Origin of the sequence: Maridesulfovibrio sp. (assembly GCF_963678865.1) — a bacterium.
GTDB lineage: Bacteria > Desulfobacterota > Desulfovibrionia > Desulfovibrionales > Desulfovibrionaceae > Maridesulfovibrio.
Genome location: NZ_OY787459.1, coordinates 3,381,620 through 3,394,138, shown reverse-complemented (window position 1 = coordinate 3,394,138; position 12,519 = coordinate 3,381,620). Strand labels below are relative to the sequence as shown.

At 48.9% G+C, this 12,519-nt stretch carries 12 protein-coding genes; 9 read left to right on the top strand and 3 right to left on the bottom strand.

The window, feature by feature from the left end:
- Positions 1-40 precede the first annotated feature (40 nt).
- The 8 genes from ACKU41_RS15505 (at position 41) to ACKU41_RS15470 (ending at position 8,064) form a co-directional block, all read left to right on the top strand.
- Positions 41-934, top strand: a complete 894-nt coding sequence (locus tag ACKU41_RS15505; RefSeq protein ID WP_321402057.1) for a universal stress protein — start codon at positions 41-43, stop codon at positions 932-934.
- Positions 935-1,033: 99 nt separating this feature from the next.
- Positions 1,034-1,387, top strand: a complete 354-nt coding sequence (gene divK / locus ACKU41_RS15500) for a DVU0259 family response regulator domain-containing protein (protein WP_319778381.1) — start codon at positions 1,034-1,036, stop codon at positions 1,385-1,387.
- A 140-nt stretch (positions 1,388-1,527) separates the two neighbouring features.
- Positions 1,528-1,890, top strand: a complete 363-nt coding sequence (gene divK / locus ACKU41_RS15495; RefSeq protein WP_319778380.1) for a DVU0259 family response regulator domain-containing protein — start codon at positions 1,528-1,530, stop codon at positions 1,888-1,890.
- A 70-nt stretch (positions 1,891-1,960) separates the two neighbouring features.
- Complete coding sequence (locus ACKU41_RS15490; RefSeq protein WP_321402054.1) at positions 1,961-3,910, top strand: response regulator; 1,950 nt, start codon at positions 1,961-1,963, stop codon at positions 3,908-3,910.
- Between the two features lie 102 nt (positions 3,911-4,012).
- Positions 4,013-4,444, top strand: coding sequence for an Rrf2 family transcriptional regulator (locus ACKU41_RS15485; protein WP_321402051.1), 432 nt, complete (start codon positions 4,013-4,015; stop codon positions 4,442-4,444).
- Between the two features lie 70 nt (positions 4,445-4,514).
- On the top strand, positions 4,515-6,782 hold the full coding sequence (locus ACKU41_RS15480; protein WP_321402049.1) for a PAS domain S-box protein: 2,268 nt from the start codon (positions 4,515-4,517) through the stop codon (positions 6,780-6,782).
- A 137-nt stretch (positions 6,783-6,919) separates the two neighbouring features.
- The gene (gene pnuC / locus ACKU41_RS15475; protein WP_321402047.1) at positions 6,920-7,540 is read left to right on the top strand and encodes a nicotinamide riboside transporter PnuC; all 621 of its coding nucleotides are present in this window, start codon (positions 6,920-6,922) and stop codon (positions 7,538-7,540) included.
- Positions 7,528-8,064 carry an ATP-binding protein gene (locus ACKU41_RS15470; protein ID WP_321402045.1) on the top strand — a complete coding sequence of 179 codons (537 nt, stop codon included), beginning with the start codon at positions 7,528-7,530 and terminating at the stop codon, positions 8,062-8,064. Before pnuC ends, ACKU41_RS15470 begins: the two co-directional genes overlap by 13 nt.
- Here ACKU41_RS15470 and ACKU41_RS15465 read toward each other — a convergent pair.
- The 3 genes from ACKU41_RS15465 to ACKU41_RS15455 form a co-directional block, all read right to left on the bottom strand.
- Positions 8,057-8,452 carry a DUF3574 domain-containing protein gene (locus ACKU41_RS15465; protein ID WP_319778373.1) on the bottom strand — a complete coding sequence of 132 codons (396 nt, stop codon included), beginning with the start codon at positions 8,450-8,452 and terminating at the stop codon, positions 8,057-8,059. The two genes, ACKU41_RS15470 and ACKU41_RS15465, sit on opposite strands and share 8 nt — an antisense overlap.
- Before the next feature lie 160 nt (positions 8,453-8,612).
- Complete coding sequence (locus tag ACKU41_RS15460) at positions 8,613-9,404, bottom strand: 4Fe-4S binding protein (protein WP_319778371.1); 792 nt, start codon at positions 9,402-9,404, stop codon at positions 8,613-8,615.
- Between the two features lie 165 nt (positions 9,405-9,569).
- Positions 9,570-10,346 carry a transporter substrate-binding domain-containing protein gene (locus ACKU41_RS15455; protein ID WP_319778370.1) on the bottom strand — a complete coding sequence of 259 codons (777 nt, stop codon included), beginning with the start codon at positions 10,344-10,346 and terminating at the stop codon, positions 9,570-9,572.
- A 199-nt stretch (positions 10,347-10,545) separates the two neighbouring features.
- On the opposite strand from ACKU41_RS15455, the gene ACKU41_RS15450 reads away from it, so the two are divergent.
- Entirely contained in the window at positions 10,546-12,396 is a 1,851-nt protein-coding gene (locus ACKU41_RS15450; protein ID WP_321402042.1) for an NTP transferase domain-containing protein, read from the top strand.
- The last annotated feature ends 123 nt before the right edge of the window (positions 12,397-12,519 follow it).

The following is a 12,519-nucleotide window of genomic DNA, read 5'->3' as shown; positions in this document are numbered from 1 at the left end:
ACAGGTGATCTGATATTGTCCGCAACGAACGAGGTGTCACATGTTTAAAAAAATCCTTTTGGCAAGCACTGGCTCCCCCGCGAGCTTTGGTGCCGCCCGAGTAGCTTTCGACATGGCGAAACGCTACGGTTCTGAAGTAACAATCTTCCATGTTGTGGGGGTGCCCACCAAGGCATTTTCCCACGTAGTCAACGACGTGCGTACCGGCGAAGAGGTTGAGATTGATGAAGAATATCTCGCTTGGGTCGAAGAAGAACTCAAGACCACCTTCGCCAAACAGTTCGAAGGGGCTGATAACGCCAAGATCGTACTGACAACCGGTGTCCCTGCACGCGAAATCCTTCGCGAAGCCCGCAAGGCGGACAGCGACCTCATCATCATGGCTGCAAGCTCCGGTGAGAACGCTTCCTTCCATAAGGGCTACCCCGGAAGCACCCTGCAGAAGGTGGCCAAAGCCGCCCGCTGCCCGGTCCTTTCCATACACCGTGAATCCGCATCCTACTGGGGCGGGTTCTCCAACATCCTTTTTGGTACCGACTTCTCCAAGCAGGCCGAAAGCGCATTTAAATTTGCTCTTTCAACTGCCCGCGAACTCGACTGCGACCTGACTATCTTCCATGCCCTGGACATCAGCGGCAAGGTTCTGGACCAGAATGAAATCGAGGAAAAACTGATTGCCGCACGCAAGCGTATCAGGGCTACCTATGTCCCGCTCATGGGCGATTTCAAGAACTATGACATCGAAGTATGGGAAGGAACTCCCTACGTCGAAATCGTCAAGCTCGCCCGTGAAAAAAGCGTGGACCTTATCTGCCTCGCACATCACACCAATGAGCTTGATCCGGAAAGAGCACGTATCGGCTCAACTGTCGAACAGGTGATTCTCCGGGCCAACTGCCCGGTGGTCAGTGTCAGCAAGCCCGATAAAGTTTAGGCTGTAAGCAATACTGAATCTAATTATTATCGCCCGGCGGCCAAACACCTTCAGGCTGCCGGGAATGATAAAGGGGAAGATTCAACAGGAGGAGTTATTATGTCTAAGAAGATCTTAATTATAGATGACGATCAGGATATCCGTTCATACCTTGGCGATCTTTTCGGTGACAACGGTTATGAAACCGTTATGGCCGAAGACGGGGCAGTTGCAATGGAGGTTGTAACCGCTGAAAAACCCGATCTGATCACCCTTGATCTTGAAATGCCGGGCGAGTGGGGGCCACGTTTTTACCGTAAGCTCACCCAGAGCGACGAGTTCAAAAGAACTCCGGTAATAGTAATCAGCGGCCTTCAGGCAAACAAGTACGCAATTCCCAAGGCTGTAGCCACCCTGACCAAGCCCTTCGACGCCGAAGAGCTGATCAGGATTGTGAAAGACACAATCGGCTAACGGAAATCCATATCGGGGCCGGTCGGCAAGTATATGCTGACCGGCCATTTTTTTTAACTTGAAAGAGTGCGGAAGTAAGGTGTACGCTTTTCCCCACGGGGGCTTTATAACCTCCTGCAATACCTAAAAAGGTGACAAGCATGCCTAAAAAAATAATGGTAGTTGATGATGATCCGTACATTGTGGACTACCTGGTTAATGTTTTCGAGGATCACGGATACCTCACCTGCCGCGCTTTTGACGGGACTTCAGCCTACGACGTAGCTATGGCTGAAAATCCCGATCTGATCACGCTTGATCTTGAAATGCCCAATGAATGGGGACCGAGATTTTACCGCAGACTGACGCAGGAAGATCAATTTGCCGAGATTCCGGTAATCGTAATCAGCGGTCTACCCGGCATCCATATGGCCATCAAGCGCGCGGTCGCTACGATCAAAAAGCCCTTTGACCCCACCGAGGTCATTGAAATTGTGCGAAAAGCATTGGGAGAAGACTGCTGACAGGACTTTTCCCCGTCTTATCCCCTACGTCCGGCAATGCCGGACTTATCGCTTTTCTTAAGGTGTGCCGATGAGTACTAAAAAGCTGCTGCTGGTTGATGATGAAGAAGGAATCCGCCGTTTTCTGGGACTGACCCTGATGGATCTGGGCTATGAGGTGGAAACGGCAGAAAACGGAGAATCCGCGCTCAAGGCAATTCCCGAAATATCTCCGTCCATAATTCTTACTGATATTAAAATGCCGCGCATGGACGGCATTGAACTGCTCAAGGCTGTCAAAGCAGACTACCCGCACATTGAGGTCATCATGCTCACCGGGCATGGAGATATTGACCTTGCCATTGAATCCCTCAAATTTGACGCTGCTGATTTCATCACCAAACCGATTGATGATGAAGTTCTAGAAATTTCACTGGGCCGGGTCATGGAAAAAATTGAGCTCAAGGATAAACTCCGCGAGCACACTGAAAACCTTGAACGGCTGGTAGAAGAAAAAACCCAGCGGATTATTGAACTTGAACGCCAGAATGCAGCCTGTCAGGTTGTTGAAGGCCTGAGCGAAGCCCTTTCCAGCGCTGCGCACGAGGTTGAAACCGGAAGCGGTCTTTTCAACGAACTGCCCTGTCTTGTCTCCATCCATAACCGCTATCTTGAAATTGTCGCCGCCAACGAACTGCTCAAAGAACGGCTCGGAGATGTGGTCGGCAAAAACAGCTTCGACATATATTCAGACCGAGAAACTCCTGGAAACGCCTGTCCTGTTCAGTTGACTTTTGATACAGGCAAGGGCCAGCGCAGCAAAGAAACTTTTATCGGTAAAGAGGGTGAGGAAATTCCGGTTACGGTCTACACCGCTCCCATCCCCAACAAGAACGGGGAAATCGAGTTAGTCCTTGATATTTCCGTGGATATGACCGAACTCAAACGGCTTAACGACGAACTGCTTGAAACGCAGTACAAATTTCAGCGCCTCTTTGATGAGGCCCCCTGCTATATTTCGGTCCAGAACCGGGACTTCACCATCGCCGAGGTTAACCGCCGCTTCAAAGAAGACTTTGCGGAACATCTCGGGGCTCCCTGCTACGCGTCCTATAAACACCGTGAACGTCCCTGCGATGAATGCCCTGTACAACGCACTTTTCAAGACGGAGAATCCCACCAGACCGAAACCGTGGTCACCACCCAAAACGGGGAACAGAAGAACATGCTGGTCTGGTCTGCTCCCCTACGCAACGCTTACGGAGAAATCAAACAGGTCATGGAGATGTCCACCGACATAACCGAGATACGCCGTCTGCAGGACCATCTTACTTCTCTCGGTTTCATGCTCGGCTCCATGTCCCACGGGGTAAAGGGCATGCTGACCGCCCTTGACGGAGGCATCTACCGCCTTGAATCCGGCCTGCGTAAAAATGATCAGGAACGCGTGACCGAGGCCGCTGCCGTACTTAAAAATGTTGTGGGCCGGGTCAAAAAGATGGTTCTGGATATACTTTATTACGCCAAATCGCGTGAAATAGAAGTTGAAACAGTTTCAGCCGCACATTTTCTGCGCGACACCGCGGCCTTGATCGTCCCCAAAGCCGCAGCAGCGAACGTTCAGTACAGTGTCGATATTCCGGAAGATCTTGGAAACATTGACGTGGACAGCAGTTCCATGTCCGCTGCCATAGTCAATTTCCTTGAAAACGGTGTTGATGCATGCTCCCCTAATCAGCCTGACCGTAAATATAAAATTGATGTTTCAGCCCGCGATCTGGGAGATAAAATTGAACTTGCCATAAGCGACAACGGTGCTGGAATGGATCGCGAAACAAAAGAAAAAATATTTACCCTCTTTTTCTCATCCAAAGGAAAACGCGGTACCGGAATAGGGTTGTTCATATCCAACCAGACCATAGAGCAACACGGAGGCCGCATACAGGTGGAATCTGAACCTCAGCAGGGAACAACCTTTACCATCATGCTGCCGCGTAAGGTTGAAAAGAAAAAAGCACAGCAATCGATTCCCTGTTCATAACACCCAGCATACTGCGGCTTTCAATCTTGTCTGCATCCTGCTATAAGGGCAAAATAATCTATAGGATATCTTAATAATTTTAACCAAATATACTTAGAATTAATGAAACTTACCACCCGCTCAAGATACGGAGCAAGACTTCTGCTCGACATTGCCCTGCATTCTGAAAACGGTCCCGTGCCCAGCAAAGATTCCGCACGCCGTGAAAATATTTCTCTTAAATATCTGGAAAAGATACTCAAGATACTTAAAGATTCCGGATACATCATTGGCAAACGCGGTCCTAACGGCGGCAATGTGCTGACAATGGCTCCTGAAAAAATAACCCTCGGCAAACTTACCGAAACTCTGGAAGGGGAAGACAAAATCCTCGACTGTGAAGGTGATGTAACCACCTGTCCAAGGGCTGCAGTCTGTCTGCGCCGTTCCATATGGGATGACGCTAATCAGGCTATGTACAAAATGCTCGATTCATACACTCTGGCCGACCTGATTAAAGATGCCCGGCTCTGCCCCATGGACAGACCGGAATAATTAATTCTGGCTGCTCCGCTGACCAGCCGCAATCTCCAATTCGGATCAAGGCCGGATCAGGGGGTGTTCCTTGTTCAAAAAATACCGTCATACCCTGATCATGAAAATGCTCCTTTCCGGCGGAGTGACCCTTCTTTTGAGTGTTATCCTCTGGACAAGCTTTAATGTAGTCTTTTTCAAAAAGAATGTTACCGGCAATATTCAGTCCGACATTGCCATGCTTTCCGACACAGTGCTCCTGAGCCTGCACCACGCCATGATGCTTGATTCCAAGGAATTCATCCAGAACGACATCAACAACATCAGCAGGCAGGGAGAAATCAAATCAATCCGGGTCATTAACAAAAAAGGGCGGATCATCTACTCTAACGACCCGGATGAAATCAATAACGTCATAGACATTAAAAGCCCGCCCTGCTGGAACTGCCATAAACACGAAACTCCCCCGGCCACCATGAAACTCGAGCAGCGCACCCGTCTGAAAACAGTAAACGGCAAAGATTTCATGGGCATCATGACCCCGATTCCGAACTCAAAAGGATGTGCTCCCGGTCCGTGCCATGTTCATAATGAAAATGAACAATTACTCGGACTGCTGGACCTTGAAGTCTCCACTGAAAAAAAGAATGCCATTCTGATGACCTTTGAGAAAGCAAACGTCGGTATTGCAATGGTGGTCTTCATCGCTACTTTCGGAGCACTATTCATCTTTGCATTCAATTTCATCTTTAAACCCATCAGAAGACTTATTAAGGCCACCCGCAAACTTGGTTCGGCCCAGGATTTTGTAGAAATACAACTGGCCCAGACAGATGAGATAGGGACACTGGCCGACGCATTCAACATGATGGGCAGGCAGGTGCAGGAGAAACACCACGCCCTGCTGGAACAGAAGGAAGAATACCGGGATCTCTTCGATAACGTCCCCTGTCTGGTTTCCGTGGTTGACCTAAACTTCAGGGTTATCCGTCACAACAAGGCTTATGAAAAGCACTTCGGCAAGCCACGCGGCAGGCAATGCTACCAGATTAACAAAGATCAGGACTGCAAATGCGAGGAATGCCCGGTTGAAAGAACTTTCGCAGACCACACTCCTCATATGAGTGAAGAGTCCGGTCTTTCCAAGGACGGCAAACCCATCCACTGGATTGTATACACTTCGCCGATCAAGGACCGGGATGGTAATATTGTAGCGGCCATGGAAATGATGCTCGACATCACCAGACGCAAGGAGCTTGAAGAAAGTCTGGCTGCTTCCGAACAACGCTACCACGCCATTTTCGACTCCATCCCACAGGCTGTTTTTGTATTGGATTCCGAAAATCTGACCATCCTCAACTGCAATGATCCTGTAGAAGAAATATACGGATATACCCGAGAGATGATTCTGGGCAGTTCCTTTCTGCTCCTTTTCCGTGAAGAAGAACAAGCCGACTATGCTCACCTGCTAAAAGTCAAACAGGAAATAGGGCCATGTTCTCAGTTTACGAAATCCGGGACCGCCATCTACGCCATGCTCAGGATTTCCCCTGCTGAATTTGACGGCAACCGCACCCTGATCATAACCTGCAGTGACGTTACCCAGAAACTGGAGGCGGAACAGCAACTGATTCAGGCCAGTAAAATGAGTACGCTGGGTGAAATGGCTTCCGGTGTTGCCCACGAGCTGAATCAGCCTCTTGCCATCCTCAAGACCATCAGCAACCTGCTCAAACGCAAAGTGTCACGTGATCAGCAGATTGAGCCCAAAATCCTGCAGGAAATGGCTGAAGGAGTGGATACGCACGTCAACCGGGCCAGCAAGATAATTGAACACATGCGTGAATTCGGCCGCAAGTCGGACATGAGAACCACACCTGTGCAGGTTAATGATGTCCTGCGCCGGGGCTTTGATTTCTTCAGCAGGCAGCTTACCCTGCGCAATATCAGCGTAGAATGGAATCTCAACAGCCACCTGCCCATAATCATGGCTGATGCCAACCGGCTTGAACAGGTTGTCATCAACCTGCTCATCAATGCCCGCGACGCCATTGAGGAACGCTGGAAAGATGCTGTTCCTCTGGCTGATAACAAAAAAATATACATTTCCACCGACTTCACCGACAAGAAGATCATTATTGAAGTCTGCGATACCGGGCCGGGTATCCCCGACCCCATTCAAGGCCGTCTTTTCGAGCCTTTCTTCACCACCAAAGACGTTGGTAAGGGAACCGGACTTGGCCTTTCCATATCTTATGGTATTATCAAGGACTACAACGGAACCATCAGCGCATCCACCAAACAGGACACAGGAGCCTGCTTCACCATAACTTTTCCGCGTGGAGATTTGGAAAGCTGATAACCAGCTAAATTCTTATGAATGGACTTCGCCTCCGGCGGCTTAAACCTTCTTGATCCGCCTCAGAAGGATGCTCATTCCTGATAATTTCTGGATAACATATTTTAGAATCACATTAACTTTCAATAGGCTTTCTAGTGGAAATCATAAACATCATCATAAATTTTATCACTGCCATGGGCCTCGGTGAACAACTCTCCATTGCCACCGGACTCATCTATATTCTACTGAGCGTTCGCCAGAATCCGCTCTGCTGGCCTTTCGGCATCGTCAGTGTGGGAATATGGATGGTCATCGTCTTTCAAGGAAAACTTTATTCCGATGCCTTCCTGCAATTTGTCTACGTGGTGCTCGGATTTTACGGCTGGTATCAATGGCTGCGTGGCGGAACCGACAATACTCCGCTCAAGGTCCGGCGCATGGAACGCAAACTGGCTCTATGGCTTACCGCCATAGGGGTGGCTGCTTTCATTCCAGCCGGATATCTAATGGAGAATTACCTTGCAGCTTCATTCCCATGGTGGGATGCCTTGACTACTGTAATTTCCCTTATCGCCCAATATCTGCTGGCCAAGAAATACATGGAAAACTGGCTGCTCTGGATCACAGCCGATGTTATGTATATCGGCATATATTACGCTAAAGGCTGGACCGGATACAGCGGACTCATGGTTGTCTACACTGCCATGGCCGTTCTCGGGTTCATCAGCTGGCTTAAATCGTACCGTGCAGACCGGGAACGAGAATGCTTCGCGTAGTTCTGACCGGTTCCGAGTGCACCGGAAAATCAACCCTCGCAGCAGCATTGGCGAAACACTACAAGATAGAATACGTACCCGAATACCTGCGCGAATACTTCGAAATGAAAAACGGAATTCTGGCTGTGGAGGATGTGATCCCCATAGCGCAGGGACAACTGCAGTATGAAGCCGAAGCTGCCGCAAAAGGTTATAATCCGCTAATCTGCGATACGGACATCATCTCGTCCATTGTCTATTCCAAACACTATTTTGAGGAAGCCCCGGGCTGGCTTGACGATAAGCTCAATAGACTCGGACCAAGTCTTTACCTGCTCTGCGGCATTGATATTGATTGGGAGGCCGACGGGCAGCGCGATATGCCGGAAAAGCGTAACTACATGCAGGGTCTGTTCATAAACGAGCTGAAATCACGCGGCATTCCTTTTCACGCCATAGATGGGCCACTAAATGAAAGGACTCTTAAATCCATCCGGGCAATTGATGAGGCCCTAGATGCGGTAAAAAAAAACTTTTTTAATTAAATCCAACCTCAACCGGGCTGACAATCTTCAACACCGATTCCTGCTTGAATTTATCCTTGTAGGCTTTGGCAATGGCATCAACACGCTGTTCGGCATCCTTGTCCGGGGAAACGATCATGAGCACTTTACATCTTTCGGAATAGGTAAAACCGCTTTTGCCGCCCCAGAATCCCTGCGCATCATAGATGGTATAGCCGTCACGGAATTCGGGAGTAACTTCATTACTCAGGAAAGTCTGGAACTGTTTGGAGCTGATCCTCTTTTTGCCATCCTGATAGCTCTGACCCATATATAGCTCATAGCGGTTCCATTTGCCTGTTGCGCAGCCGGACAAGCCAAAAGCCAGCATCAAAACGAAAACAGCCAGAACTTTTATATGATCACGCATAAAAAATAAATCCTCCGGATCAGCAGCAATACTTTAAGATAGAAGCACAAAACTATGCATAAAGGCGGCTAAACCAGATAAAAGAAGTGCAATAAAAACCGGATCCCCTTCTCAGAGGGGTATCCGGTTTCTGGGACGCCGCAGTCCCGTACAGCATAAGTTAGATAAAGACTTCAGGCTCACGGCGTTCACTGAAATTATCAACAAGCCACTGAGAAACTTCCAGCAGGCGGGGCACTTCCAGTTTACGGGCTTCGAAGGCACAGACCTTTACGCAGGCACAGCAGAAAATGCACTTATCAGGATCTGTTTCCACAGAAGCTCCTGTAACAATAGCCGCTGTGGGACAGACCCTTTCACAGGCTCCGCAAAGCTGGCAATCATCACTGGAAACCGGAGATGCTGACATACCGGGAGAACGGTCCTTGTAAGGACGATTTCCCGGAACTTCAAAGGCTGAGTCGTCAAAGGCCCCGTCAGCAAGCTTTGAGGCAAGGGATTTACCGAACTCGCAGGCCTTATCCAAATCGTCTTCATCCGGACGGCTGACCGCAATGGGCGTTTTCTCGGTGGAAAAAGAATGTTCACCGATAAACGCGGCACCGGCAACTGTTTTGAATCCCGCTTCAGCTGCAATATCACTGAGTTCTATGAGGGCGTCCTCATAAGCACGATTGCCGTAAACCACAACAGGAACAGCAGGACTGCCACAGGACCTCAAGGCCTTAAAACGCTCAACGGCGGTAAGGGGGATGCGTCCACTGTATACCGGAGCACCGATTATCACCAGATCATCAGCAGCACAGTCGCAGACCTCGGGTACCCGGTCCGCACGGGTGACATCAATCACTTCCGTCTGCTCAGCACCGACTCCTTCAGCAATGGCATCCAGAATACGACGGGTTGTCCGGGTGGGAGAAAAACAGATCATTTTCAAATTCTTGCAGGACATAAAAACTCCATATCAGATTACTAAGTAAGACATCCGCCAAGTGACTTTACTTTCTGAATGCATAAGTACAGCTACAGAGGTGATGTTGTAAACCGCCTGACGCAAAAAAGCCGGGAAAGGCAAAACGATCCCGGCTTTGAATCTCTGAATAAACCACCTGAATAGCTAGTTCATATGCAGGTATTTTGCCTTCAGCTTTGCCATTTCACCTTTAAGGATCATCTGGTCCATCATAAAATTAACGGTATCCTGAAGCCTGCCGGCATCTGCGGAGATAAGGTAGCCGAGCTGACTGCGGGTAAAAAGATTGTCGAGCATTGGCGCGGCCAGTTTGGAGTCGGTGGCAGCGTAATAAACAGCTTCCACACTGTCAGTGATCATAACATCAACCTTTCCTGCAGCAACAGCCGGAGGAATGGCGAGGTTGGATTCAAAAACAACTATTTCCGCATTTTTAATATTAGCCCGTACAAATTTTTCGTTAGTACCACCGGGATTGACCCCGATTTTGACCCCCTTGCGATCAATGTCGGCCATGGATTTGAATTCGCCGGCCTTAGCTGCAGCAACGAGAGGAGTCTTACCGAAAGTAACGTACCCCTGCGAAAAACAGGCTTCTTTCTGGCGGGCGATGGTCCGGGTAATGCCGCTCATACCGATATCGTATTTACCAGCTTTGAGATCCTGCATCAGAGTCTTCCATGTAGTGGGTACCAGCACCAGTTTTACTCCTAGACGATCAGCAAAACTCTGGGCCACGGCAATGTCAAAACCTTCATATTTACCATTGTCCTTAAAAGAAAAAGGCTTGTAATCACCAGTCGTTCCGACCTTAAGAGTTTTGGTGGAAAGAACTTCATCAAGATCACGGGCATGGCTGATTGTGGCGCAGAACATAACAGCAACAGCGGCAACTACAGCAAGTACTAAATAACGGTTCATGGTAATAACTCCTTATAATTTTGCACTGAACAGTACATTATGGTGAGATGAAAGAAAAAAGGGCCGGGCTGACGGCAAACAGTAAGTAAACACTTATACTGGGAATATCTATTTTAACAACCACTGTCTACAATCAGGTTTTTTTCAGCATAATAAAAGGTTATGGAACTGAAAACTCTTTTGTGCAATATAAAGGGGTATGACCGGAAGCAACGCAGAGTACCCCGATATCAGTGCAGCCATCTTGGCTGGAGGCGAAGGCCGCCGCATGGGCAGGACCGATAAATCCTGCCTGAAACTTTCCGGTGAAAAACTGGTCGGCAGAATTATCCGCACTCTTGACGGGCTTTGTGCTGAAACATTTGTCATTACCCGCACCCCGGAAAACCACCCGGACCTTGATCTGCGGCTGGTGGGTGACATTTTCGAGGCCCGCAGTTCACTGACCGGCATACATGCGGCCCTCTATCACGCGCAGACCGGACATGTATTCGTTACAGCCTGTGATTCCCCGTTCCTGAACCGAGGTTTAATCAGCGAATTGCTCAGCCGTGTTACAGAGGAAGACGATGTACTCATACCCATCCACCCGGACGGATTCTACGAACCTCTTTGTGCTGTATACTCCAAACGCTGCCTGCCTTTTATCGAACAAAATCTGAAAAACAATATTTTCCAGATCATCCGCTTTTTCCCGCAGGTAAAGGTCAGGACAGTTGAAACGGAAGTTTTGAAAAGCACAGACCATGAACTGGAAACATTCATCAATATAAACACCCCGGATCAACTGGACCGCATACGTAAAAGCCTGAAAGGAGAAGCTCCAGGACAGGCCAGCTATCCCCAAACCATTCCCCGTAGCGCGGCCCTTAAACTTATCCGCAAAAATCTGCTCCCGGTTCAGGCCGCATATATCCCGGTAACAGATTGCTCCGGTATGGTCGCTGCTGAAAAGATATGTTCTGATATCTCCCTGCCGGAACATGACCGCTCAGCCATGGACGGTTTTGCAATCCCCAGCGCATGCACCTCCGGGGCTTCAGCCGATAATCCTGTCGCGCTTGCTTATTCCGGTGAAATTCGCCCCTCGTGTTCCGTTCCGGATAAAAACAGCGCAGGACAGGCTGTCAGGGTTCTGACCGGGGGTATTATCCCTGACGGAACGGATACGGTTATCCCCTTTGAAAAAGTAATCAGCGACGAATGCACCGTCAGTATCAATTCCCCGATCAGCAAGGGCGAGTTTATCCGCAAAGCCGGATCAGATATTTTAGAAGGTGAAACAATTATTGAAAAAGGAAAGGTTATCTCTCCCTGTAGCGCCGCTCTGCTCGCTTATGCCGGAATATGCTCAATTCCGGTCAATCCCCTGCCAAAGGTAGCTGTACTGGCTGTTGGCAATGAACTCTGCGATCCGGCTAAAAAGACAGAATGCGGCCTTATTCCGGCGGATAATCTCATTCTGATGAAGTCTCTTTGCAGCCGATACGGAATCCGTGATATCCGCATTGCTCCCTGCGCAAATTCTCCTGAAGCCATTTCGGAAGCCGTGCAGGCCTGCAGGGATTGCGGACTCATCATCACCACCGGGGGCACTGGTCCCGGAAACCGGGATTTTGTTTTTAATTCCATCCAACAGGCCGGAGGCATTCCTGTATTCAAAGGTCTGGCCATGCACCCGGCAAAATCAATATTTGCCTTCAAAATGGAAAAATCCATTGTAATCGGCCTGCCCGGTCCGCCCAATGCTGTTAACCTTGCTTTCCACACCATTATCAACCCGGTGCTATCCATGCTGCAGGGCAAAACGGAAATTTCATCCACTATCACGGCAATTCTTACAGAAGAAGTAAAAGGCGGACGGGAGCGGGAAAAACTGCGCCCCTGCCTGTTAAATGAAAAGGACGGAAAAATTTTTGCCGACCCACTGCTGGATAAATCCCTTTCACCACGCAAGATAATGAGTTTAAGCAACGGGATAATCATCCTGCCTGCAGACTGTGGAAAGGTTCAAAAGGACGAAACGGTTCAGGTAATCAGGTTCTGCTGATTACTTCAGGCATAATTATAACTTTAATTCTATTCTGGTATAATTTCTCATTAATTTCACGGCACTGAATTTACCAAAATAATCCTCAACAGAAAAAAACCAAAACTCACTTAAGCTATGTTA